The 22,897-nt window shown below is 64.6% G+C and carries 22 protein-coding genes; 17 read left to right on the top strand and 5 right to left on the bottom strand.

The window, feature by feature from the left end:
• Both XH80_RS39280 and XH80_RS39275 read left to right on the top strand, forming a co-directional pair.
• Positions 1–573 carry a hypothetical protein gene (locus XH80_RS39280; RefSeq protein ID WP_271603243.1) on the top strand — a complete coding sequence of 191 codons (573 nt, stop codon included), beginning with the start codon at positions 1–3 and terminating at the stop codon, positions 571–573.
• Between the two features lie 235 nt (positions 574–808).
• On the top strand, positions 809–1,072 hold the full coding sequence (locus XH80_RS39275) for a hypothetical protein (protein WP_271603242.1): 264 nt from the start codon (positions 809–811) through the stop codon (positions 1,070–1,072).
• On the opposite strand, the gene XH80_RS39270 is transcribed toward XH80_RS39275, so the two are convergent.
• Both XH80_RS39270 and XH80_RS39265 read right to left on the bottom strand, forming a co-directional pair.
• The gene (locus tag XH80_RS39270) at positions 1,069–1,857 is read right to left on the bottom strand and encodes a COG4705 family protein (protein ID WP_271603241.1); all 789 of its coding nucleotides are present in this window, start codon (positions 1,855–1,857) and stop codon (positions 1,069–1,071) included. The two genes, XH80_RS39275 and XH80_RS39270, sit on opposite strands and share 4 nt — an antisense overlap.
• 137 nt (positions 1,858–1,994) lie before the next feature.
• Positions 1,995–2,891: an alpha/beta hydrolase family protein gene (locus XH80_RS39265; RefSeq protein WP_271603240.1), complete on the bottom strand. Its 897-nt coding sequence runs from the start codon at positions 2,889–2,891 to the stop codon at positions 1,995–1,997.
• A gap of 181 nt (positions 2,892–3,072) precedes the next feature.
• Here XH80_RS39265 and XH80_RS39260 point away from each other — a divergent pair, with 181 nt between their 5' ends.
• Genes XH80_RS39260 through XH80_RS39250 form a run of 3 tightly spaced genes read left to right on the top strand, consistent with a single transcriptional unit; the run spans position 3,073 to position 6,592 of the window.
• The gene (locus tag XH80_RS39260; RefSeq protein ID WP_271603239.1) at positions 3,073–4,461 is read left to right on the top strand and encodes a class II 3-deoxy-7-phosphoheptulonate synthase; all 1,389 of its coding nucleotides are present in this window, start codon (positions 3,073–3,075) and stop codon (positions 4,459–4,461) included.
• Positions 4,462–4,465: 4 nt separating this feature from the next.
• Positions 4,466–4,819, top strand: coding sequence for a diacylglycerol kinase (locus tag XH80_RS39255; protein ID WP_271603238.1), 354 nt, complete (start codon positions 4,466–4,468; stop codon positions 4,817–4,819).
• Positions 4,820–4,834: 15 nt separating this feature from the next.
• Positions 4,835–6,592: an NAD+ synthase gene (locus tag XH80_RS39250; RefSeq protein WP_271603237.1), complete on the top strand. Its 1,758-nt coding sequence runs from the start codon at positions 4,835–4,837 to the stop codon at positions 6,590–6,592.
• A gap of 104 nt (positions 6,593–6,696) precedes the next feature.
• Here the strand turns inward: XH80_RS39250 and XH80_RS39245 are convergent, their stop codons facing one another.
• Together XH80_RS39245 and XH80_RS39240 are read right to left on the bottom strand one after the other, a co-directional pair.
• Positions 6,697–7,878, bottom strand: a complete 1,182-nt coding sequence (locus tag XH80_RS39245; protein ID WP_271603236.1) for a DUF2865 domain-containing protein — start codon at positions 7,876–7,878, stop codon at positions 6,697–6,699.
• A gap of 132 nt (positions 7,879–8,010) precedes the next feature.
• Positions 8,011–8,346, bottom strand: a complete 336-nt coding sequence (locus tag XH80_RS39240) for a hypothetical protein (RefSeq protein WP_271603235.1) — start codon at positions 8,344–8,346, stop codon at positions 8,011–8,013.
• A 295-nt stretch (positions 8,347–8,641) separates the two neighbouring features.
• On the opposite strand from XH80_RS39240, the gene cysS reads away from it, so the two are divergent.
• The 4 genes from cysS (at position 8,642) to XH80_RS39220 (ending at position 12,643) form a co-directional block, all read left to right on the top strand.
• Positions 8,642–10,039 carry a cysteine--tRNA ligase gene (cysS, locus tag XH80_RS39235; protein ID WP_271603234.1) on the top strand — a complete coding sequence of 466 codons (1,398 nt, stop codon included), beginning with the start codon at positions 8,642–8,644 and terminating at the stop codon, positions 10,037–10,039.
• Positions 10,039–10,530, top strand: coding sequence for a GNAT family N-acetyltransferase (locus XH80_RS39230; protein ID WP_271603233.1), 492 nt, complete (start codon positions 10,039–10,041; stop codon positions 10,528–10,530). Before cysS ends, XH80_RS39230 begins: the two co-directional genes overlap by 1 nt.
• Positions 10,527–12,125 carry a citramalate synthase gene (gene cimA / locus XH80_RS39225; protein WP_271603232.1) on the top strand — a complete coding sequence of 533 codons (1,599 nt, stop codon included), beginning with the start codon at positions 10,527–10,529 and terminating at the stop codon, positions 12,123–12,125. Before XH80_RS39230 ends, cimA begins: the two co-directional genes overlap by 4 nt.
• 140 nt (positions 12,126–12,265) lie before the next feature.
• Complete coding sequence (locus tag XH80_RS39220; RefSeq protein WP_271603231.1) at positions 12,266–12,643, top strand: VOC family protein; 378 nt, start codon at positions 12,266–12,268, stop codon at positions 12,641–12,643.
• A gap of 88 nt (positions 12,644–12,731) precedes the next feature.
• On the opposite strand, the gene XH80_RS39215 is transcribed toward XH80_RS39220, so the two are convergent.
• Positions 12,732–13,337 carry a TIGR00730 family Rossman fold protein gene (locus tag XH80_RS39215; RefSeq protein WP_271603230.1) on the bottom strand — a complete coding sequence of 202 codons (606 nt, stop codon included), beginning with the start codon at positions 13,335–13,337 and terminating at the stop codon, positions 12,732–12,734.
• A 202-nt stretch (positions 13,338–13,539) separates the two neighbouring features.
• Here XH80_RS39215 and XH80_RS39210 point away from each other — a divergent pair, with 202 nt between their 5' ends.
• The 8 genes from XH80_RS39210 (at position 13,540) to XH80_RS39175 (ending at position 22,837) form a co-directional block, all read left to right on the top strand.
• Positions 13,540–15,495: an ABCB family ABC transporter ATP-binding protein/permease gene (locus XH80_RS39210; RefSeq protein WP_271603229.1), complete on the top strand. Its 1,956-nt coding sequence runs from the start codon at positions 13,540–13,542 to the stop codon at positions 15,493–15,495.
• 74 nt (positions 15,496–15,569) lie between these two features.
• Positions 15,570–16,274 carry a phosphatidylserine decarboxylase gene (locus tag XH80_RS39205; protein WP_271603331.1) on the top strand — a complete coding sequence of 235 codons (705 nt, stop codon included), beginning with the start codon at positions 15,570–15,572 and terminating at the stop codon, positions 16,272–16,274.
• Between the two features lie 87 nt (positions 16,275–16,361).
• Positions 16,362–17,243: a CDP-alcohol phosphatidyltransferase family protein gene (locus XH80_RS39200; protein WP_271603228.1), complete on the top strand. Its 882-nt coding sequence runs from the start codon at positions 16,362–16,364 to the stop codon at positions 17,241–17,243.
• A gap of 120 nt (positions 17,244–17,363) precedes the next feature.
• Complete coding sequence (locus XH80_RS39195; RefSeq protein WP_271603227.1) at positions 17,364–18,083, top strand: RraA family protein; 720 nt, start codon at positions 17,364–17,366, stop codon at positions 18,081–18,083.
• 15 nt (positions 18,084–18,098) lie between these two features.
• Complete coding sequence (locus tag XH80_RS39190) at positions 18,099–18,923, top strand: SDR family NAD(P)-dependent oxidoreductase (RefSeq protein WP_271603226.1); 825 nt, start codon at positions 18,099–18,101, stop codon at positions 18,921–18,923.
• A gap of 212 nt (positions 18,924–19,135) precedes the next feature.
• Positions 19,136–19,909, top strand: a complete 774-nt coding sequence (locus XH80_RS39185) for a motility protein A (RefSeq protein WP_057759060.1) — start codon at positions 19,136–19,138, stop codon at positions 19,907–19,909.
• A gap of 25 nt (positions 19,910–19,934) precedes the next feature.
• On the top strand, positions 19,935–20,765 hold the full coding sequence (locus XH80_RS39180) for an OmpA/MotB family protein (RefSeq protein ID WP_057758401.1): 831 nt from the start codon (positions 19,935–19,937) through the stop codon (positions 20,763–20,765).
• Between the two features lie 173 nt (positions 20,766–20,938).
• Positions 20,939–22,837 carry a potassium transporter Kup gene (locus tag XH80_RS39175; protein ID WP_057758399.1) on the top strand — a complete coding sequence of 633 codons (1,899 nt, stop codon included), beginning with the start codon at positions 20,939–20,941 and terminating at the stop codon, positions 22,835–22,837.
• The last annotated feature ends 60 nt before the right edge of the window (positions 22,838–22,897 follow it).

Genomic DNA, 22,897 nt, shown 5'->3' with positions numbered 1-22,897 from the left:
GTGAACGAGACGATCGCTTGCGAGCTGGGGCACGGGCGGGAGGCCCGCCTGGTCGATCGCCGCCGCGCGGCTGCTTATGTCGGCGTCACCGCCGGCCGCTTCGAGCAGCTGGTGCGCGACAACGTGGTGCCGCCGCCTGTCATGATCGACAACAAGCGGCGCTGGCCGATCGCCTTGCTCGACGATGCCAGGGAAGCGGTCGGCAGCAGCTTGCCGTCGGTCCCGGCAGTGAAGGCGGATGTCGAGGCGCGTCCTTGCGACCGCGACGCCGTGCCTGCTGCGCGCGAGCTGCCCGATGCGACCTGGTTCGAGCAGCGCGCGAGCTTCGTGCAGCGGGTGCGACGCTCGCTGCTTTCGGGCAACGAGATCCGCCTGCTGCGCGAGTTCAAGCTGCTGAGGCAGAACCAGATCAGCATGTACGGCTATTACGGCAGCTTCGAAGCGCTGATGGTGCGCGGCTACATCGTCGAGATCGACCGCAAGCCGCCGTCGAGCCGTCCACTGGTGACGTATCGTCTCACCGCGCCGGGCCAGCAGGTGATCGCGGCGCTGAAGGACGAGCCCGTTTTCTGACCCAGAGTTGCAAGCCGCGGCCTTGTTGCCTATGGCGGACAAGTTGCGCCGCCGGCCAGCCCGGCGCCGCTCCTGTCGCCTCGGAAGCAAATCGCGAGGCGCTCTCCTTGCGAGATCGATAAAATTGTCTGCAATCCGCTCAGGAGAGGCAAACCGTGCGGACAAGAAGCGCGGCGCCTTAAACCAGAGTTTTGGAACCGGCCTGCATTCTGCCGCAAAAGGGCAGGGCATCAACATGGCAGTTCTCAAGGAGGTCGTCGTCGCAGTCGTGGGAGTCTACGCGCTCCTGTACGCATGCGACGCATTGTTCGGGATCGGAGAGGCGCGCTTCGATGATTCCTACTACAGCGCCAGCTTTTACGCGCCGCGGCCACAGGAATTCCGCTTCGCCAGCGACACGCCGCCGGCGACCCGTGTCAGCGACGCCTTTGCGCAGTTCTCGGCGGCCGAGGCCAGGCCGAACAAGCGCTACTCGTCGCTGACGACGATCATCCGCTAGGCGCGCTCGGTTGCGTGATCGCCCGGATGCTGCCCCGCGCGCTGCGGGATCAGCAGCAGGCAGATCACCATGAATGTCGCAATCACGATCGAGGCCAGCGGCCGGCTGAGCGCCAGTCCGCCTTGGTCGAGCGGCTTGTCGAGGAAATCGCCGACAGTTGCGCCCAGCGGCCGCGTCAGGATAAAGGCAGCCCAGAACAGGGTCACGCGAGAGATACGCGTCCAGAAATAGAGTGCTGCGACAATGGCGAGCCCGGCCGCAAAGATCAGCGCGCCGCCGCGATAGCCCATGTCGCCGGTGTCGGCGATCCAGTCGCCGAGTGCGGTGCCCAGCGTCTGCGAGAAGGTGATCGCTCCCCAATAGAAGGCTTCCGCCCGCGGCGTGCTGACGCTGTTGACCGAGATCGTGCCTTCGGTGCGATACCAGAGACCCAGCACCAGCACGAGACAGGCGAGCAGCAGCGTCGCGCCACCGGTGTAGCCGATCCCGAGCGAACGGTCGGCGAAGTCGGCCATCGTGGTTCCGAAGGTGGTCGAGGCCGCGATGGTTGCCCAATACAGCGCCGGATGAAATTTCTGCGCGCGGATCTGTGCCGCGACCAGGACGACCAGCGCCCCCAGGAACAGGCACGTGCCGGCGAGATAACCCCAGTTCAGCGTCATCGTCACAGTGTCGCCGCCGGTCTCGCCCAGCGTCGTGGCGGCGATCTTGATGATCCAGAAGCCGAGCGTGACCTCGGGGACCTTGCTTTCGCTTGCAACAGCGCTCTTGGCGGAATCTTGCATGATCTCCTCGCGGCGTCCCGCATACGCGATGAATCGCGTTGCCGACGTCGTAGCAGTTGCCAAACGGCAACGGCGGAGATCAGTTTCATTGCATCAATGACGAGAAGGAGGCGGCTGCCTTCAACAAGGCGTGACGCTCACTCTCCCTGGATCCATTCCGCGAGGCCACGCCACAGCGTGTCGCGGTGTTCGGGGCGGAAGAAGCCGAAATGGCCGATCGCCTTTGCACCGACGTCGGACGGCTTCACCGTCAGCACTTCCGGCTTGATCGCAGTGAAGCCTGACGTGAGCAGCTCGACCGCGGGTCGCGTCGCCCAGGGATCGTCGGAGAAGCAGAGCGCGCGCAGCTCGCCTTCGAATCTCGCAAAGTTCTCCAGCGCCGGCAGTTTCGAATCGAACAGATAGCGCGGGCTCGAGACCCACTCGGCCCATTGCAGGAACACCCCCTTGGGCAAATCCTCGCCGATGCCGGCCCAGCCCGGCGCGTAGCCGAGCGCATGGGTGAGGGGCACGCCGACAAAATTCATGAAGGCGAAGACGCGGTATTTTTCAGGCGACGTCATCAGCCGCCAGGTCGCAGCCTGCGAGGCCACGAACGCCGCGCGCGAAATCTCGCTGTTGTTCTCGATCAGCCCGAGCGCCTGGCCTCCGAAGGAGTGGCCGACGTAAGCGAGCGGAAGGCCGCGATAGCGCTCGCGCATCCAGCGCACCGCGGCGGTGACGTCCTGCGCGGCCCAGTCCGACATCGAGGCCTTGAAACCAACCAGCGATTTCGGCTTGATGTGGCCGACCATCGCCGGCAGGCGGGAGTCGCCAATGCCGCGATAGTCGTAAGTGAGCACCGCGCAGCCGCGATGGGCAAGGTAGGAGGCAAAGCCCTTGTAGATCTTGCGCGGGACGGCGGTCGCCGAATTGATCAGGACGGCATTGCGCTTGGCGCCGCGCGGCAGAAACAGCGTGCCTGCTAGCGCATATCCGTCGGTCGCCGGGAAGCTGATCTCGTCGATGAAAACGTCGTCCAGTGGCGCGTCCATGGGGGAAGCTGTCTTGCCGGTTTCTTCTGCCGCCCCCTAGCAAATGCGAATTCGGCTTTGCTCGCAAGGGTTTGCGTTGCAAAATGGATTTACAACTGGCGGTGTCGTGCCAGCCTGTGTATAAGGCGGCCCTCGCAACCCACAGATCAGGTTGCACTTTTTGCTTCACGGAGAGATTGCGATGTCCGAGCGGTGGACGCCCGAGTCCTGGCGCAGCAAGCCGGTGCTACAGGTGCCCGAATATCCCGACGCCAAGGCCCTGGCCGACGTCGAGGCGCAGCTTGCGACGTTTCCGCCGCTGGTGTTCGCCGGCGAGGCGCGCAATCTGAAGAAGGCGCTGGGGCGCGTTGCCGCCGGCGAGGCCTTCCTGCTGCAGGGCGGCGATTGCGCCGAGAGCTTTGCCGAGCACGGCGCCAACAACATCCGCGATTTCTTCCGCGTGCTGCTGCAGATGGCGGTGGTGCTGACCTATGCCGGCGCGGTGCCGGTGGTGAAGGTCGGCCGCATCGCCGGCCAGTTTGCAAAACCGCGGTCGTCGCCGACCGAAAAGGTGGGTGGTGTCGAGCTGCCGAGCTATCGCGGCGACATCGTCAACGACATCGCCTTCACCAAGGAAGCGCGCATTCCCGATCCGCAGCGCCAGCTGATGGCCTATCGCCAGTCGGCCGCGACGCTGAACCTGCTGCGCGCGTTCGCGACCGGCGGCTACGCCAATCTCGGCAGCGTGCATGAATGGATGCTCGGCTTCCTCAAGGATTCACCGCAGTCCCGCCGTTACAAGGAGCTGGCCGACCGCATCTCGGAGGCGCTCAACTTCATGCGCGCCTGCGGCCTCGATCTCGAAAGCCATCCCGAGCTGCGTGCCACCGATTTCTACACCAGCCATGAGGCGCTGCTGCTCGGCTATGAGCAGGCCATGACCCGGGTCGATTCCACCACCGGCGACTGGTATGCGACCTCGGGTCACATGATCTGGATCGGCGACCGCACCCGTCAGCTCGATCATGGTCATGTCGAATATTTCCGTGGCATCAGGAACCCGATCGGCCTGAAGTGCGGCCCTTCGCTCAAGCCCGACGAGCTGTTGAAGCTGATCGACGTGCTCAACCCCGACAACGAGCCCGGCCGGCTGACCCTGATCAACCGCTTCGGCTCCGACAAGGTCGCCGATCATCTGCCGGGCCTGATCCGTGCGGTGAAGCGCGAGGGCAAGGTGGTGGTCTGGTCGTGCGATCCGATGCACGGCAACACCATCACCTCCACGACGGGCTACAAGACGCGGCCGTTCGACCGTGTGCTGTCCGAGGTGAAGTCGTTCTTCACGATCCACGCCGCGGAAGGCACCTATGCCGGCGGCGTGCATCTGGAGATGACCGGCCAGGACGTCACCGAGTGCATCGGCGGCGCCCGCGCCATCACCGACGAGGATCTCAACGACCGCTATCACACGGTCTGCGATCCCCGTCTCAATGCGGAGCAATCCATCGACATGGCCTTCCTGGTCGCCGAACTGCTGAAGCAGGAACGCGCCGGCAAGGTTCGGCCGATGCCGGCCGCAGCGGGGCTCTAGGACCTTGCTGCGATTCTGGAAGGCCACGATCAATTCCCGCAACGGAATGGCCTTTGCGTTCCGTTCGGAACAGGCCATCCGCGAGGAGATCTTTGCGCTGATCCTGTCGCTGCCGGTGGCGTGGTTCGTCGCCGCCACCGCGATGCGCGCCGTCGAGCTGGTGTGTGCGGTTGCGTTCGTGCTGGTCGTGGAGCTGCTCAACACCGCGATCGAGAAGCTCGCCGATCGCCTGACCATGGACCACGACAAGCAGATCGGCCGGGTCAAGGACATGGGCTCGGCCGCAGTGGGCGTCGCGCTGTTGATGGCCGGCGCATTCTGGATCATCGCCATCATCGAGCGATTGGGTTTCCTCTAGCTGGACGAGACGACCATGACCGAACGTCTCAGCGCATTCGCGGTCACGCTCGCCCAGCTCAATCCGACCGTGGGCGACATCGAGGGCAATGCCGCGAAGGTTCGCATCGCACGAGCGCGCGCCATCGCCGATGGCGCCGACCTCGTGCTGTTTCCGGAATTGTTCATCGCCGGCTATCCGCCGGAGGATCTGGTGCAGAAGCCGGCCTTCCAGGCCGCCTGCCGCGCGGCCATCGAGGCGCTCGCGCGCGAAACCGTTGACGGCGGCCCGGCATTGCTGGTCGGCACGCCCTGGGTCGAGGACGGCAAGCTCTACAATGCCTGCGCGCTGCTCGATGGTGGGCGCATCGCGGGCCTTCGCTTCAAGTGCAATCTGCCGAATTACGGCGTGTTCGACGAGAAGCGGTTGTTTTCGCGCGGACCTGCCTCGGGCCCTGTCACCGTGCGCGGCGTGCGGATCGGCGTGCCGATCTGCGAGGACATCTGGCTGGAAGAGTCCGAGGATTACGAGAACGTGGTCGAGACGCTCGCCGAGACCGGCGCCGAGATCATTCTGGTGCCGAACGGCTCGCCCTATGCCCGCGACAAGAACGATGTGCGCCTGTCGGTGGCGGTCGCGCGGGTCACCGAGAGCGGCCTGCCGCTGGTCTATCTCAATCAGGTCTGCGGCCAGGACGAGCTCGTGTTCGACGGAGCCTCGTTCGCGCTCAATGGCGATCTCTCGCTCGCCGCGCAATTGCCGGCGTTCGCAGAGAGCATCACGACGTTGCGCTTTACCAGGAACGGCGGCGATTGGCGCTGCACCGGTCCGATCGCCGAGCAGCCGGAAGGCGACCGCGCCGATTACGCTGCCTGCGTGCTGGGCCTGCGCGACTATGTGACCAAGAACGGCTTTCCCGGCGTGCTGCTCGGCATCTCCGGCGGCATCGATTCCGCACTGTGTGCGGCGATCGCGGTCGATGCGCTCGGTGCCGATCAGGTGCACGGCGTGATGCTGCCTTATCGCTACACGGCAGCACACTCGATTGCCGATGCCGGCGAACTCGCCGGCCATCTCGGTATCCGTTACGAAGTGCTGCCGATTGCGGAAGCGGTGAACGGCTTCGAGACCATCTTGTCCGGCATCTTCAAGAATCTGCCGCCCGACATCACCGAAGAAAACCTTCAGGCCCGTACCCGTGGCACGCTGCTGATGGCGATCTCCAACAAGACCGGGCTGATGGTGGTGACGACAGGCAACAAGTCCGAGATGTCGGTCGGCTATGCCACGCTCTATGGCGACATGAACGGCGGCTTCAATCCGATCAAGGACATTTACAAGACGCAGGTGTTCCGGCTCGCAAGCTTGCGCAATGGATGGAAGCCCGAGGGTGCGCTAGGGCCCGCGGGCGAGGTGATCCCGCCCGATATCATCACGCGGCCGCCGACGGCGGAGCTGCGCGACAACCAGACCGATCAGGATTCACTGCCGCCTTACGACGTGCTCGATGCGATTCTCGAACGTCTGGTCGAACACGAGGAGCCGCTCGAGGCGATCATCGCAGCCGGCTTCGACCGCGAGACGGTGACCCGGATCGACCATCTGCTCAACGTCGCCGAATACAAGCGCCGCCAGGCCGCGCCGGGCGTGAAGGTGACGCGGAAAAACTTCGGCCGCGACCGCCGCTATCCCATCACCAACCGCTTCCGCGATCGGGGCGAAAAGCTGCCCGCACCCGACGAGACGCTGATCTCGCGCGGCGGTCAGGCGTCGATCGACGCGTTCGAGGGATGAGTTGACAGAGTAGGGTGGGCAAAGCGAAGCGTGCCCACCATTTCGAGCGGTGGGCACAGCGCTACGCGCTTGTGCCCACCCTACGGTCGCCGTGGTGTGGCTGATTACTTTTGCTGCTGCGGCAAGAACTGCGGGCCGACCGAGCGGATCGGCTTGTTCTCCGACGTGGTCGTGGGGCTCGCATCCGCAGGCGGGGTCGCGGCCGGTGCGGCGGCGGTGGCCGGCGCTGCGCCCTTCTTTGCATTCGCCGGCGCGCCCTTGGTGAGCTGCCGTTGCTGCATCTTCTTGGCGCTCTCCTCGGTGACGATGATGTCGCCCTGCTGCTCCACGGCGGCCTTGTCGTCGGCCGATTTCAGCGCGTCGGCCCAGCTCTGGCCGGCCGCCTTGCAGGAGCAGGACGGGTTGAACTCGCTGCGGAATTTGAAGGCGGTCGGCAGCGCCGTGTAGGGCTGGCCGCTGATGGAGACCGCGGAGCTCATGTCCTCACCGGGATTGCGGTGGGCGTAGAGGGTGGCTTCGGCCGCTGGACAAAGCGCCTTGCAGGTCTTCTCGTCGTCGGGGAAGCGCGCGGGCACGGTCGCATACGAGATCGGGAAATAGGCGCCGTCGCAGGTGCGCACGCAGACGGTGCGATAGGTGCCGGACTGCGGGCCGCCGAAATCGGCTGGCGGCGCGCCCGGCGGATTGTTGGGGTTGTTGCCGCCACCGAACAGATTGCTCAGGAAGTTGCCGCCCTGCGACTGCACGGCATTGGCGTATTGCGGGCCGCAATTGTTCTGCGCCAGCGCCATCAGCACCGAGCGGCGCTGGCTGTCGCGTTCGGGGCTGCCGCCGGGACCGCCACCGCGCAGGCGCTCGAGATTGCCGGTGATCTGGTCCAGATTGGCGCGCATCTGCTGGATCTGGGTGTTGACCGGACCGCATTGTGCGGATTGGCCGTTGAACAGCGAGAAGAAGCCGGAGGAGTCGCAGCCCATGCGCTTGGCCTGCATGGTGACGCGGTCGAGCTCGGCCTGCTGCTTGGCCTGGGAATCCTGGTAGCGACGGATCTGGTCCTCGCGTGCGGGATCGCCGCCCGTCCCGCGGTCGAGCGCGGCGAGCTGACCTTCAAGGCGCACGCACATCGGGTTCGGGCCGAGGCCGCCCTGGGCAGGTGGAGGCGGCGGCGCGCCCGGCGGGCCAGCCTGTGCGAAGGCATCAGTCGCGAGCACGAGGCTGAGAAGCACTGTGCTGGCAATGAGGAAGCGGGGACGGGACAGAGACAAAAATTCAGGCATATCCGCCATTCTAGCGAGGTCACGGCCCTCAGTGATCTGGGGGGGCCGACGCGCGCCCTCCAATAGCCGCTTCCGGCGGCATCGTCACGTCGTTTCAGGGGCCGAAGACAGGTCCTAAGGTCCGCCAGCTCCGAGCGAAATTCAGCGCTGGCAGGTGATTGCGACATATTCGTCGCAATGGCCATGGGAGCAATTTGCGCCGGATTTGGGGACAGACCCGGTAATTTCGTCGGGATCGACTCGGCGGTAGCTAGATGCCTGTGCAAAGTCTCGTGACTGGCAGTAGCTGCGGGCGACCTGCGCGCCGCATTTTTCGCCCTTGGCCAGACACTGGTCGACGCCATAGCCGTCGGCCTGGTTGGCTATGATGAAGATGCGGGTCTCGGCGCAGGCGCTGGAGGCGCCAAGGATCGAGGCGCCAAGGATTGAGGCGCCAAGCATCGAGGCGCAGCAAATGAGCGCGAGCAAGGATCGCATGAAAACACCTTGGGGCAAAAAATAGGAACCGCCGGTTCCAGAATGGGCTCAAATGGTTAAGGATGATGAACCATCCCGGCGGGGGCGACGGGCTTTGCGGAAATAAAGCGGCATTTCCGTGGCTCTCTTGACGAAAGCCGGCCTCATGGCCCATATGTCGCCGCATGAACGGTCTCCTCGCCATCTGCATTATTTGCCGCGAGATTACGAGCTAGCGATTCGCTGGCTGGAGCCGTCTTTTCTCAAAACACATTGAGAGCACTGGACGCCCGGCCAACAGCCGATGGGTGTCCATATGGAATTGCGTCTTCACGATACGCTGACCAGAGAAAAGCGGCCCTTTGTGCCGCTCGATCCGAACAACGTCCGCATGTATGTCTGCGGACCGACCGTCTATGACTACGCCCATATCGGCAATGCGCGGCCGGTGATCGTGTTCGACGTGCTGTTTCGGCTGCTCCGCCATCTCTATGGCGAGGCCCACGTCAAATATGTCCGCAACATCACCGACGTCGACGACAAGATCAACGACCGCGCCGCGCGGGATTTTCCCGGCCTGCCGCTGAACGAGGCGATCCGCAAGGTTACCGAGCAGACCGGCAAGCAGTTTCACGCCGACGTGGACGCGCTTGGGTGCTTGCGGCCAAGCGTCGAGCCGCGCGCGACCGAGCATATCGGCGAGATGCGCGAGATCATCGAACGGCTGGTCAAGGGCGGTTTCGCCTATGTCGCCGAGGATCACGTGCTGTTCTCGCCGCAGGCGATGAACGCGGTCAATGACGGACTGCCGCGCTATGGCGCGCTGTCGAAGCGTTCGCTGGACGAGATGATCGCCGGTGCCCGCGTCGACGTCGCACCCTACAAGAAGGATTCGACCGACTTCGTGCTGTGGAAGCCGTCCAAGCCCGGCGAGCCGTCCTGGCCGTCGCCATCAGGCATCAAGGCCGAGGGCCGTCCGGGCTGGCACATCGAGTGCTCGGCCATGGCCTGGAAGCATCTCGGCGAGCAGTTCGACATCCATGGCGGCGGCATCGATCTCGTGTTTCCGCATCACGAGAACGAGATCGCCCAGACCTGCTGCGCCTTCCACCAGCAGCGCATGGCGAACACCTGGATGCACAACGGCTTCCTGCAGGTCGAGAGTGAGAAGATGTCGAAGAGCCTCGGCAACTTCGTCACCATCCACGAGCTGCTCAAGGACTGGCCGGGTGAAGTGTTGCGCCTCAACATGCTGAAGACGCACTATACCTCGCCGATCGACTGGACCATGAAGTCGCTGGAGGAGAGCGCCAAGACGCTCAACGATTGGTATCGCTTTGCGGCTGACGTTGCGCCGTCCAAGCCCGCGGCGTCTGTGGTCGACGCGCTGCTCGACGATCTCAACACGCCGCAGGCAATCGCGGCGCTGCATGGTCTGCGCAATGCGGCCGATGCGGCAGGCCTTTCGGCCTCGCTGCGTCTGCTCGGCTTCCTGTCCGAGAGCCTGGCGCAATGGGAAGGCCGCAAGCGCGAGGCGAGCGGCGTCGATGCCGGCGAGATCGACCGCCTGATTGCGGAGCGCACGGCTGCGCGCGCGCGAAAGGATTTTAGGGAATCCGATCGCATCCGCGACGAGCTCGCCGCCAAGGGCGTCGTGCTCAAGGACGGCAAGGATGCCGACGGCAAGCCGGTGACGACCTGGGAGCTGGCGTGATGGCACAAGCGCATCCCAAGCCCGGCTTACGGCCGTTCCTGCCGGCCGATGTTCCGATGCTGGCCGCGATCTTCGCTGCCAGCATCGAGGAATTGACCGGTGACGACTACAGCGAGGCGCAGCAGCAGGCCTGGATGGAGATGGCGGAGGACGAGGAGTTCGGCAAGCACCTCGCGTCCGACCTGACGTTGGTGGCGACGCTCGACGGCTCGCCCGTCGGCTTTGCCTCGCTGCGCGGCGCCGACCATATCCGCATGCTCTATGTTCATCCGGCCGCGGCGGGGCAGGGTATCGCAACCCTGCTGGTCGACGCGCTGGAGAAGCTTGCCGGCGGCCGCGGCGCCACTAACCTCACGGTCGATGCCAGCGACACCGCCCAGAACTTCTTCGCCAAGCGCGGCTACACGGCCCAGCAGCGCAACAGCGTCACCGTCAACGATGAGTGGCTCGCCAACACCACCATGAAAAAGACGCTCGGAGCGACGCAATGAGTAAGGAGCGCCTCTATCTGTTCGACACCACGCTGCGCGACGGCGCGCAGACCAACGGCGTCGATTTCACCCTGGCCGACAAGCAGGTCATCGCTGACATGCTCGACGATCTCGGCATCGACTATGTCGAGGGCGGCTATCCCGGCGCCAATCCGCTCGACACCGAGTTCTTCGGCTCCAGGCCGAAACTCAACCATGCGCGCTTTACCGCGTTCGGCATGACACGGCGGGCAGGGCGCTCGGTCTCCAACGATCCCGGTGTCGCCGGGCTGCTGGAGGCGAAGGCCGACGCGATCTGTTTCGTGGCAAAGTCCTCGGCCTATCAGGTGCGCGTCGCGCTGGAGACGACGAAGGAGGAGAACCTCGCCTCGATTCGCGACAGCGTCGCGGCGGCGAAGGCCGCGGGCCGCGAGGTCATGCTCGACTGCGAGCATTTCTTCGACGGTTACAAGGAAGATGCCAGCTTTGCGCTCGCCTGCGCCAAGGCGGCCTTCGATGCCGGCGCGCGCTGGGTGGTCCTGTGCGACACCAATGGCGGCACCATGCCGCACGAGGTCGAGACCATCGTCGCTGAAGTGACAAGACACATTCCCGGCGACCATGTCGGCATCCACGCCCATAACGACACCGAGCAAGCGGTGGCGAATTCGCTGGCCGCGGTGCGCGCCGGCGCGCGGCAGATCCAGGGCACGCTGAACGGCCTCGGCGAGCGCTGCGGCAATGCCAATCTCTGCTCACTGATCCCGACGCTGAAATTGAAGAAGGAATTTTCGGACGCCTTCGAGATCTCGGTGACGCCGCAAAAGCTGGCGACGCTCGTCAAGGTCTCGCGCACGCTCGACGACATGCTCAACCGCGTGCCGAACCGCCATGCGGCCTATGTCGGCGAGAGCGCCTTCGTCACCAAGACAGGCATCCACGCCTCCGCCGTGATGAAGGATCCGCAGACCTACGAGCATGTGCTGCCTGAACTGGTCGGCAATCACCGCAAGGTGCTGGTGTCGGACCAGGCCGGCCGCTCCAACGTCATCGCCGAGCTCGATCGTGCCGGCATTCCTTACGAGAAGAGCGATCCGAAGCTGACGCGACTGGTCGAAGAGTTGAAGGAGCGCGAGGCGCAGGGCTACGCCTATGAATCCGCCAATGCCTCGTTCGACCTGCTGGCGCGCCGGACGCTCGGCAAGGTGCCGCATTATTTCGAGGTCGAACAGTTCGACGTCAATGTCGAGCAGCGCTACAACGCGCTCGGCGAGCGCGTCACCGTGGCGCTCGCCGTGGTCAAGGTCGACGTCGCCGGCGAACGCCTGATCTCCGCCGCCGAAGGCAACGGTCCCGTCAACGCGCTCGACGTCGCGCTGCGCAAGGATCTCGGCAAATACCAGAAATACATCGAGGGCCTGACGCTGATCGATTACCGCGTCCGTATCCTCAATGGCGGCACCGGCGCGGTGACGCGCGTCTTGATCGAGAGCGAGGACGAGAACGGCGACCGCTGGACCACGGTCGGCGTGTCCCCGAACATCATCGACGCCTCGTTCCAGGCGCTGATGGATTCGGTGATCTACAAGCTCGTGAAGTCGGGCGCGCCGGCGTAAACCCCACGACGGCTGTCATACCCCGCGAAAGCGGGGTATCCAGTACGCCGCGGCTTCTCCGTAACGCCGCGGCGTCTCGGAGTACTGGATCGCCCGGTCAAGCCGGGCGATGACAGCGGAGAATGAGGAGAGAGCAAGTCATGATCGACCACATCTCCGTCGGCGTCAGCAATCTCGATCGCTCCGCAAGGTTCTATGAGGCCACGCTCGCCACGCTCGGGCTCACGCGCCTGGTCACCCGGCCGCGCACGGTCGGCTTCGGCAAGGCCTATCCTGAATTCTGGATCAATCTGCGCGAGGCCATGCCGCCAGTCCCCCCGGAGAGCGGTGTGCATATCTGTCTGCGGGCGAAGACGACAGGAGAGGTCGATGCATTCCACGCTGCTGCGGTTGCGAACGGCGGCGCCTCCGACGGCGCGCCGGGCCTCCGTCCGCATGACCGCGTGCGCTATTACGCGGCCTTCGTCGTCGACCCCGACGGCAACCGGATCGAGGCGGTGACGTTTCCGCAGGAGTAGCGCATGATCCGGAAAAGTGTGTGGCGGTTTTCCCTCGCGACAAACGCGGAACGCGTTTGCGCGGAGATCATGCGCAAGCAAAAAAGCTCTACAGCTTGCGCGCGACTTCCGGCGCCATCTGCTTTTCCGTCTCGGCGATCTGTGCCGCAGCCGCCTTCAGCTTCGGCAGGATCTCCTCGACGCGATCGGCCTTGAGGATGTCGACTGAGAGGCCGGCGCGGATGAACTCGGTCTGGCGCATGTGCGACAGCAGCGAGAACAGCGGCTCCCAGAAATTGTCGATGTTGGCGAGCAGCACCGGCTTGGCGTGCCGGCCGAGCTGCTTCCAGGTCAATTGCTCGACCAGCTCCTCCAGCGTGCCGATCCCGCCGGGCAGCGCCACGAAGGCGTCGGAGCGCTCGAACATCAGCCGCTTGCGCTCGTGCATGTCGGGCGTGACGATCATTTCCTGCACGCGCGTCAGCGCATTCTCGCGCTTGCGCAGGAATTCGGGAATGATGCCGGTGACGGTGCCGCCGTGGTCCAGCACTGACGTCGCGACCGAGCCCATCAGGCCCAGCGAGCCGCCGCCATAGACCAGGCGGATATTGTTCTCGGCCAGCGCCTTGCCGAACGCTTTGGCGCCTGCGGTGAAGTGGGGATTGGTTCCGGGGCCGGAGCCGCAATAGACACAAACGGTTTTAATGGTGCTCATTGCTGTCATGATGCATTGCAGCGAAGTGGCGTCAAGCCCTTCAGGTGATTCGGACCACCCGGAAATCTACCGGTAAACGGCGACAAACAATCGAAGATTCGCCATCTGGCGGGGTGCTTTGGCATCGGGAAGTCTCTATATGGGGGGCACAAATCGTTAATCGCAGCGCCGCCCGCCTTTGGTGGGCCCTCAGGCTTTCTTGATGGACCAACCTCAATCGCTAGACGGCACCGACGTTCCTGCCTCCGCTGCCGGACCGCTGGAGCGGGCCACGCTGATGGGCACGCTTGCGCATCTGTGGCCCTATATCTGGCCGAGCGACCGCTTCGACCTGAAAATGCGCGTGGTCTGGTCGATGGTGCTGCTGCTCGCGGCCAAGTTGATCACGCTGACGGTGCCGTTCAGCTTCAAATGGGCAACCGATGCGCTCACCGGGGCCAACACAGCGCCGGTGCAGGCCGGCAACTGGCACCTCTGGGTGGTCGCATCGCCGCTGCTGCTGACGGCGAGCTACGGCCTCATGCGCATCGTGATGGCGGTGCTGACGCAATGGCGCGACGGCATCTTTGCGCGTGTCGCCATGCATGCGGTGCGCAAGCTCGCGAACATCACTTTCATCCATATGCACGAGCTCTCGCTGCGTTTTCACCTCGAGCGCAAGACCGGGGGCCTGACGCGCGTGCTCGAGCGCGGCCGCGCGGGCATCGAGGTCATCGTGCGCATGGTGATCCTTCAGCTGATCCCGACCATTGTCGAGGTCTCGCTGCTGATGGCGGTGCTGCTGTGGCAGTTCGACTGGCGCTACGTGGTCGCGACGCTGATCACGGTGGCGGTCTACATGTACTACACCTACGTCGCGACCGAGTGGCGGATCGGCATCCGCCGCAAGATGAACGATTCCGACACCGACGCGAACACCAAGGCGATCGACTCGCTGCTCAATTACGAGACCGTCAAATATTTCAGCGCCGAGGCGCGCGAGGCGCAACGCTACGACCGCTCGGTCGCGCGCTACGAGGAGTCGAGCGTCCACGCCTACACATCACTCGCCGTGCTCAACACGGGGCAGGCCGTGATCTTCACGCTGGGGCTGACCGCGACGATGCTGATGTGCGCGATCGGCGTGCGCAACGGCACCAACACGGTCGGCGATTTCGTGCTGGTCAACGCCATGATGATCCAGCTGTACCAACCCCTGAATTTCATGGGCATGGTCTATCGCGAGATCAAGCAGGCGATCATCGACATCGAGAAGATGTTCAACGTGATCCACCGCGAGGCCGAGATCAAGGACGCGCCCGGTGCGCGGCCGCTGGTCGTTTCCGCCGGCACCGTGCGCTTCGAGGACGTGCGCTTTGCCTATGAGCCGAAGCGGCCGATCCTCAAAGGCATCAGCTTCGAGGTGCCGGCCGGCAAGACGGTGGCGATCGTCGGCCCGTCAGGCGCCGGCAAGTCGACCATCTCGCGCCTTCTCTTCCGCCTCTACGACGTCTCCGGCGGCAAGATCCTGATCGATGGCCAGGATATCCGGCAGGTCACGCAAGCGAGCTTGCGCGCCTCGATCGGCATGGTGCCGCAGGACACGGTGCTGTTCAACGACACCATCCGCTACAACATCCGTTATGGCCGCTGGGATGCGACCGATGCCGAGGTCGAGGAAGCCGCAAGTCTTGCACAGATCGACCATTTCATCCGCATGGCGCCGATGGGCTACGAGACCCAGGTCGGAGAACGCGGCCTGAAATTGTCGGGCGGCGAGAAGCAGCGCGTCGCGATCGCGCGCACCGTCTTGAAGGCGCCGCCGATCCTGGTGCTTGATGAGGCGACGTCGGCGCTCGACACCCACACCGAGCATGAGATCCAGGGCGCGCTCGACCGCGTCGCGAAGAACCGCACCTCGCTGGTGATCGCACACCGCCTCTCGACCATCGTCGGCGCCGACGAGATCATCGTGCTGGAGCAGGGGCGCATCGCCGAGCGCGGTACCCATGCCAGCCTGCTCGCACAGGACGGACTCTACGCCAGCATGTGGAACAGGCAGCGCGAGGCCGAGGCCGCGCGCGAGAAACTGGCTCGTATGGCCGACAGCAGCGAGGCGCCCAACCGGGAGCCGCCGCCGGTCGAGGACGCCCTCGCGGCGCAGGCGGCCGCGGAGTGAGCTTGTCTCCGGTCCCAACTCTGGCCTAAACAGGCCGGCGCGACGACCCGTGCCACCAACCCCTCCAGCGGCAGATAGCGATGTCCATTCTCGATTCGATCCAGCGTCAGATCCCGCCGATCCACAAGGAGGGCTATCCCTTCATCGGCGGCTTTGCGCTGGCAAGCCTGGTCCTGTTCTGGCTGTGGTCCCCGCTGGGATGGATCGGCACGATCCTCACCGTGTGGTGCGCGCTGTTCTTCCGCGATCCCGTTCGCGTGACGCCGCAGCGCGACGGGCTCGTGGTGTCGCCGGCCGACGGCCGGGTCTCGATGATCACCATGGCGTTGCCGCCGGCCGAGCTTGGCCTCGGCGACCGGCCGCTGCCGCGCATCTCGGTGTTCATGAGCGTGTTCAACTGCCATGTGAATCGCGCTCCCGTCGCGGGCAGGGTGGACCGCATCGCCTATCGGCCGGGCTTGTTCATCAACGCCGAGCTGGACAAGGCGAGCGAGGACAATGAGCGCAATTCGCTCGTTATCTCGACGCCGCAGGGCCGCATCGGCGTGATCCAGATCGCGGGCCTGGTGGCCAAGCGCATCGTCTGCTTCGTTAGGGAAGGGCAGGCGGTCGGTGCCGGCGAGCGGTTCGGCCTGATCCGCTTCGGCTCGCGGCTCGACGTCTACCTGCCGGTCGGTACCAAGGCGCTGGTCTCGGAAGGGCAGACAGCGATTGCGGGCGAGACCATCCTGGCCGACCTCACCGGCGACGACCCCGGCCGCACCTACCGCGCCAGTTGACCAAGACGCCGCTGTCGGGGGCCTTCCGCCGCGATGGCGGAGGGGAGCACGGCTTGCTATATCTCGCCCAGAGGTAAGGACGAGCCAATGACGCCCTACGACGACCGAGATCCAGATATTCGCCGCCGCCGGTTCCGCCCGATCCCGGTGCGAATGCTAGTGCCCAATGTCATCACGCTGCTGGCGATCTGCGCCGGGCTGACGGCGATCCGGCTCTCGATCGAGGGGCGGATGACGCTGGCCGTCTACGCCATCGTGTTCGCGGCCGCGCTCGACGGCATCGACGGCCGCATCGCGCGGCTGATCAAGGGCCAGTCCAAATTCGGTGCCGAGCTCGACAGCCTCGCCGACTTCGTCAATTTCGGCGTCGCCCCGGGACTGATGCTGTACTTCTGGCAGCTGCACGAGCTCGGCAATGCCGGCTGGATCGCGGCCATGGTGTTTGCGATCTCCATGTGCCTGCGGCTCGCGCGCTTCAACGCCACGCTTGATGATCCGAACAAGCCGGCATTCGCCGCCAATTTCTTCACCGGCGTGCCGGCGCCGGCCGGCGCCATCACCGTGATGTTGCCGATCTATGCGGCGTTCCTGGATCTCGGGCGCTGGCCCGCGGCTCTGACGGCCGGCTACACGCTGCTGATCGCCTTCCTGATGGTGTCGCGGCTGCCAGTGTTCTCAGGCAAGAGCATGCGCATGCGGGTGCCTCCCGAGCTCGTGCTGCCGGCGTTCGTCGCGGTGATCTTCTTCATTGCGCTTCTGATCAGCTATCCCTGGTATGTGCTGTCGGTCGGCACGGCGCTGTATCTTCTCGCCTTGCCGCTCGGTTACAAATCCTACCGCGACCAGGCGCGCGCGATGCAGGCCACCACGCCGCCCAGCGGCGAGGTCCCGTCGCCGCCGTCGGCGCCGACACTGACAAGCCTGTCGGAGCCGCCGCACGACGACGACCGGCCCGGACGGCTGCACTGAGCGATCGCACGCGGATATCTGCCATGAGGCCACCCGAGTTGGGTTAAGGCCCGATCTCGGCTATATCGCCCTGTGTCGGCGGCATCGCGTCAATCAGCCGCCAATCTGGGAGAGAACGCCGTGACCAATACCGCGACCGGGCCGCTGCCCGCTTCCGTCCTCGAAGCGCTGGGCCGCTATGACACGCCGACGATCTGCAATGCCATGGAGATCGTGGCGCCGGAGCGCCGCCTGATCGGCTACACCACCAAACAGTTGGTCTGCCCGTTCCCGGATCTGCCTCCGATCGTCGGCTATGCCCGCACGGTTGCGATCCGCTCGGTCCTGAAATCCTCGCTCCCGGCCGAGGAACAGTCGAAGCGCCGCATCGAATATTATGAGTATGTCGGAACCGGCCACGGTCCGCGCATCTCGGTGATCCAGGACATCGACGGCCCCGACGTCGGCTACGGCGCGTTCTGGGGCGAGGTGCAAAGCAACGTGCACAAGGCGCTCGGCTGCCTCGGCGTCATCACCGACGGCTCGATCCGCGACATCCCGCAATGGGCTCCTGGTTTCCAGGCGCTGGCCGGTTCGATCGGCCCGTCGCATGCATGGGTGCATGCCGAGAGCTTCGGCGGCGAGGTGCGCGTCGCCGGCATGACCGTGAGGTCGGACGATCTGATCCACGCCGACCGGCATGGCGCCATCGTGATCCCGCTCGACGTCGCTTCGAAACTGCCTGAGGCCGCCGAGCTCTGCGGCCGCCGCGAGACGCCGATCCTCGAGATCGCGCGCAGCCCCGACTTTTCGCTGGAGAAGCTCAAGGCCGCGCTGAAACGCTCGGCGGAGATTCACTAGTCCAGGAGTGACGTCATGAACATGCGCGGCAAGACGGTGCTGATCACGGGCTCGACCGATGGTGTCGGGCGCTATGTTGCAACCCGCCTTGCCGCCGAAGGCGCTGATGTCCTAATCCATGGCCGGAGTGCTGAGCGCGCAAAGGCGCTGATCGACGAGATCGTGAAGGCCGGTCACGCCGCGCCGACCTTCTATCAGGCCGATCTATCGTCAATGGCAGGCACGCGCGAGCTTGCGGCGGCTGTGATCCGTGACCACAAACGCCTGGACGTCCTCGTCAGCAACGCCGGCATCGGCTCGCAGAATGACGGGCCGCAACGGCAGGAGAGCCGCGATGGTCACGAACTGCGCTTTGCCGTGAACTATCTCTCAGGCTTCCTGCTGGTCCATTTGCTGCTACCGTTGCTGAAGGCCGCGGCGCCCTCGCGCATCGTCAATGTCGCTTCGCTCGGCCAGCATCCGATCGATTTCGACGACGTCATGATCACGAAGGGCTATAACGGCTCGCGCGCCTATGCGCAGAGCAAGCTGTCGCAGATCATGTTCACGATCGATCTCGCGGAGGAATTGAAAAGCGACCGGATCACCGTGAACGCGCTGCATCCGGCGACCTATATGAACACCACGATGGTGCGCGCGGGCGGTATCACGCCGATGTCGACGGTGGAGCAGGGCGGCGCGGCGATCCTGCATCTGGTCGAGGGCGACGACGTTGCCGCTCGAAGCGGCCTGTTCTTCAACGGCATGAACGAGGCACGCGCCAATCCGCAGGCCTATGATGCCGATGCGCGCCGTCGCCTGCGCACGCTCAGCCTGGAGCTGACGGGACTGTCGTCCTGACGCGCCTCAATTATGGTTAGCAAAGTGTTGAGATTCATGTCGCGGAACGGCAAAGCCACGGTCGTTCCGTCGCGTTGCGCCGCTCGGTCGCATCGGATGAACTTAACCTTTACGCGGCTTTAAGGGCGCCACTCTAGGGTTTCCGATGCGGTTCGGGTTGGACCGTGCCAGCGGCCAGGATGGCCGTTGTTGCGTTCGCGTTGGAGTCTGCCATGGATATCATGACCGGCGTGGGCCTTGTGGTGGGCTTTGGCGTCATCGCCACCATGATGCTCTTGGGCGGTGATCTCCACATGTTCATCTCCGAACATGCGATGATCATCATCTTCGGTGGCTCGACCGCGGCGACCATGATCCGCTTCCCGCTGTCGGCGCTGATGCACGGCCTGCCGCTCGGCGCCAAGTTCGCCTTCACCATGAGCCGGCTGTCGGCGCACGACCTCGTCGACGAGCTTGCCCGCATCGCCGAGATCGCCCGCAAGCAGGGCCCGGTCGGCCTCGAAAAGGTCGAGACCGACGAGCCGTTCCTCGCCAAGGGCATCCGCTACGTCGCCGACGGCTATGACCTCGACTTCATCCGCGACAATCTCGAGCGTGATCGCGACAACTTCCTCATGCACCTCGACGAGGGCAGCAAGATCTATCGCGCCATCGGCGACTGCGCCCCGGCGTTCGGTATGATCGGCACCCTGATCGGCATGGTGCAGATGTTCGCGAACATGACCGACCCGTCCAAGCTCGGCCCGTTCATGGCGACCGCGCTGCTCGCGACGCTGTACGGCGCATTGGTGGCGAACCTGTTCTGTCTGCCGATCGCCGACAAGCTGCACGGCAAGCTGCTCGACGAGGAAACCAACCGCACGCTGATCATCGACGGCATCCTGATGATCCGCGACTCCAAGAGCCCGACGCTCGTGCGCGAAATGCTGCTGGCCTATCTGCCGGAGAAGCATCGCCACGCCGAAGGCGAGCCGGTGCCGGCATAAGGCTGCCCGGTCCGGATATCGAGATATGGCCAAGAAGAAGCGCGGCGATGCTCACGGAGGCGGTCACGGCTGGTTCGTGACCTTCGCCGACCTGATGGGACTGATGATGAGCTTCTTCGTGATGCTCGTCGCATTCTCGACCCAGGATGCCAACAAGCTCAAGGTCGTCGCAGGCTCGATGCGTGACGCCTTCGGCGTCCAGAGCGAGGCGCGCTACGCCGGCATCGTCGAGTCCGACGGTCTGCCGACCCGGCCGCGGCTGAAGAACGTCGATCACATCGAGCCGGAGGACGCCTCCAACACGCCGACGCCGGACCAGGAAGATCGCGACCGCACCCAGGGCGCGAAGATGAAGATCGATCGCAATTTCGCACTGGCCGCGGCCTCGCTGCGTCAGGCGCTGCAGGACATGCCGGAACTCACCGAAATGTCCAAGCACATCATGTTCGAGGAGACCAAGCAGGGCCTCAACCTCGAGATCGTCGACCAGGACGGCCGCTCGATGTTCGCGGATGGGTCCAAGGTGCCTTACGATCGCACCCGGCGCCTGATCGAGAAGCTCGCGGTCCCGCTCAAGGCCACGCCCTTGCGTGTCTCCATCGCGGGCCACACCGCGGCCGGCTTCGTGCCGACGCGCAGCGACTATGGTGCCTTCGACCTGTCGGCCGATCGCGCCAACGCGGTGCGCCAGATCCTCGAACGTGAGGGCCTGCCGCCGTCGCACATCTTCGCCGTCTCCGGCAAGGCGGATACCCAGCCGTTGTTCCCGGACGATCCATCGCTCGCGGCGAACCGCCGCGTGACCATCACCCTGATGCGCGAAGATCCGCCGCTGCCGCCGAACTTGAAGCCCTAAATCCCTTGCGCTACCATTTTACCTCAGGCGGCCGGTCTCCATGCTGGCGAACGTGGCTATGCCGTCACAGCATCTGCCGCGGCTCCTGCTATGGTGGCGGGCCGATTGACAGGCGCGTCTGAAGCGTCGAAAGGCGCCGGATCAATTCCAGGGACGAAACGTTTTCCACCCGCATGACGGCGAGCATCACACAGACCGAGACCCAGGAGGGGCCGGTCACATCAGGTTTTTGGGCCCTGACGCTCGGGAGCATCGGTGTCGTCTTCGGCGACATCGGCACCTCGCCGCTTTACGCGTTTCACGAGGCGGTGAGGGGCGCGGCGCACGGCGCGCCGGTGACGCGGATCATGGTGCTCGGCGTGCTGTCACTGATCCTGTGGGCGCTGCTGATCGTCGTCACCGCCAAATACGTGCTGCTGCTGCTGCGCGCCGACAATAACGGGGAGGGTGGCACGCTCTCCTTGATGGCGCTCGGCCAGCGCGCGCTGGGGCGGCGGAGTTGGTTCCTGCTCGCGCTCGGCGTGGTCGGCGCCTCGATGTTCATCGGTGATTCCATGATCACGCCGGCGATCTCGGTGCTATCGGCGGTCGACGGACTCAAGCTCGCGACGCCCGCATTCGAGCACTATGTCGTGCCACTCACGGTGCTGATCCTGGTGCTGCTGTTTGCGGTGCAGAGCAAGGGCACGGCGCTGGTGGCCTCGGCCTTCGGACCGGTGATGGTGGTCTGGTTCGGATGTCTCGCGGTGCTCGGCGTCATTCACATCGCCGACGACCCGTCGGTGCTGGCTGCGATCAATCCCTATTACGCGCTGCAATTCCTGCTGTCGCACGGCACGATCGGCCTGGTGACGCTTGGCGCCGTGTTTCTCGCCGTGACCGGCGGTGAAGCGCTCTATGCCGACCTCGGTCATTTCGGCCGCAAGCCGATCCAATCGGCCTGGATGTTCTTCGTGCTGCCCTCGCTGCTGATCAACTATTTCGGCCAGGGCGCGCTGGTGCTGTCCGATCCCAGCGCGATCGAGCATTCATTCTATCGCATGGTGCCCGAGCATCTGGTGCTGCCGCTGGTCGGGCTCGCGACTGCTGCCACCGTCATCGCGAGCCAGGCGGTGATCACCGGTGCCTATTCGCTGGTCTATCAGGCCGTGCAACTCGGCCTCTTGCCGCGCTTCGAAGTGCGCTACACGTCGGAGACCCATGCCGGCCAAATCTATCTGCCGCGGGTCAACCGGCTGCTGCTGATCGGCGTGATGCTGCTGGTGCTGCTGTTTCACACGCCCAGCAATCTCGCCTCGGCCTATGGCATTGCGGTCTCCACCACCATGGTCGCCGACGGCATCATGGGCTTTGTGGTGATCTGGAAATTGTGGAACTGGAAGGCTGCGACCGCTGCGGTGGTGATCCTGCCTTTCGTCATGGTCGATATCACCTTCTTCAGCGCCAATCTCCTGAAGCTGCTCGAAGGCGCCTGGGTCCCGCTGCTTTTCGGTGCGACGATGGCGGCGACGATCTGGACCTGGCGGCGCGGCTCGGCAATCCTGATCCAGAAGACGCGCCGGATCGAGGTGCCACTGGACGACCTGATCCGCAGCCTGGAGAAGCGGCCACCGCACATCGTCAAGGGCACGGCAGTGTTCCTGACCAGCGATCCCGCTTTCGTGCCGACCGCGCTGCTGCACAATCTCAAGCACAACAAGGTGCTGCATGAGCACAACGTGATCCTGACCATCGAGACCGCGCACACGCCGCGGGTCGATCTCTCCGAGCGCTTCAAGATGGAGAAGATCAGCGAGAAGTTCTCCAAGGTGCGGCTGCGCTTCGGCTTCATGGAGCAGCCTAACGTGCCCAAGGCTCTCGCGATCGCGCGCAAGCAGGGCTGGCAGTTCGACATCATGTCGACGTCGTTCTTCGTGTCGCGGCGCTCGCTGAAGGCCTCGGCGCAATCGGGCATGCCGCTCTGGCAGGACCACCTGTTCATTGCGCTCAGCCGCTCGGCCAACGACGCCACCGACTATTTCCAGATTCCGACCGGCCGGGTGGTTGAAGTCGGAACCCAAGTCACTATTTGAGGGCAAATAGGACGCAATGGCGGACCTATGTGAATTTTGCATGCCAAGGGCCCAGAATCG

Source organism: Bradyrhizobium sp. CCBAU 45384 (assembly GCF_028128665.1).
GTDB lineage: Bacteria > Pseudomonadota > Alphaproteobacteria > Rhizobiales > Xanthobacteraceae > Bradyrhizobium > Bradyrhizobium manausense.
The sequence above is the reverse complement of the archived record's forward strand: the minus strand, read 5'-3'. Positions and strand labels throughout refer to the sequence as shown.

Excerpts from the sequence above, each read along its gene's own strand:
- XH80_RS39270 (WP_271603241.1), bottom strand. The coding sequence starts at position 1,857 with ATGCAAGATTCCGCCAAGAGCGCTGTTGCAAGCGAAAGCAAGGTCCCC.
- XH80_RS39240 (WP_271603235.1), bottom strand. The coding sequence starts at position 8,346 with ATGCGATCCTTGCTCGCGCTCATTTGCTGCGCCTCGATGCTTGGCGCC.
- cimA (WP_271603232.1), top strand. The coding sequence starts at position 10,527 with ATGAGTAAGGAGCGCCTCTATCTGTTCGACACCACGCTGCGCGACGGC.
- XH80_RS39230 (WP_271603233.1), top strand. The coding sequence starts at position 10,039 with ATGGCACAAGCGCATCCCAAGCCCGGCTTACGGCCGTTCCTGCCGGCC.
- XH80_RS39260 (WP_271603239.1), top strand. The coding sequence starts at position 3,073 with ATGTCCGAGCGGTGGACGCCCGAGTCCTGGCGCAGCAAGCCGGTGCTA.
- XH80_RS39175 (WP_057758399.1), top strand. The coding sequence starts at position 20,939 with ATGACGGCGAGCATCACACAGACCGAGACCCAGGAGGGGCCGGTCACA.
- XH80_RS39190 (WP_271603226.1), top strand. The coding sequence starts at position 18,099 with ATGAACATGCGCGGCAAGACGGTGCTGATCACGGGCTCGACCGATGGT.
- XH80_RS39245 (WP_271603236.1), bottom strand. The coding sequence starts at position 7,878 with ATGGCGGATATGCCTGAATTTTTGTCTCTGTCCCGTCCCCGCTTCCTC.
- cysS (WP_271603234.1), top strand. The coding sequence starts at position 8,642 with ATGGAATTGCGTCTTCACGATACGCTGACCAGAGAAAAGCGGCCCTTT.
- XH80_RS39220 (WP_271603231.1), top strand. The coding sequence starts at position 12,266 with ATGATCGACCACATCTCCGTCGGCGTCAGCAATCTCGATCGCTCCGCA.
- XH80_RS39200 (WP_271603228.1), top strand. The coding sequence starts at position 16,362 with ATGACGCCCTACGACGACCGAGATCCAGATATTCGCCGCCGCCGGTTC.
- XH80_RS39275 (WP_271603242.1), top strand. The coding sequence starts at position 809 with ATGGCAGTTCTCAAGGAGGTCGTCGTCGCAGTCGTGGGAGTCTACGCG.
- XH80_RS39250 (WP_271603237.1), top strand. The coding sequence starts at position 4,835 with ATGACCGAACGTCTCAGCGCATTCGCGGTCACGCTCGCCCAGCTCAAT.
- XH80_RS39180 (WP_057758401.1), top strand. The coding sequence starts at position 19,935 with ATGGCCAAGAAGAAGCGCGGCGATGCTCACGGAGGCGGTCACGGCTGG.
- XH80_RS39185 (WP_057759060.1), top strand. The coding sequence starts at position 19,136 with ATGGATATCATGACCGGCGTGGGCCTTGTGGTGGGCTTTGGCGTCATC.
- XH80_RS39215 (WP_271603230.1), bottom strand. The coding sequence starts at position 13,337 with ATGAGCACCATTAAAACCGTTTGTGTCTATTGCGGCTCCGGCCCCGGA.
- XH80_RS39265 (WP_271603240.1), bottom strand. The coding sequence starts at position 2,891 with ATGGACGCGCCACTGGACGACGTTTTCATCGACGAGATCAGCTTCCCG.
- XH80_RS39210 (WP_271603229.1), top strand. The coding sequence starts at position 13,540 with ATGGACCAACCTCAATCGCTAGACGGCACCGACGTTCCTGCCTCCGCT.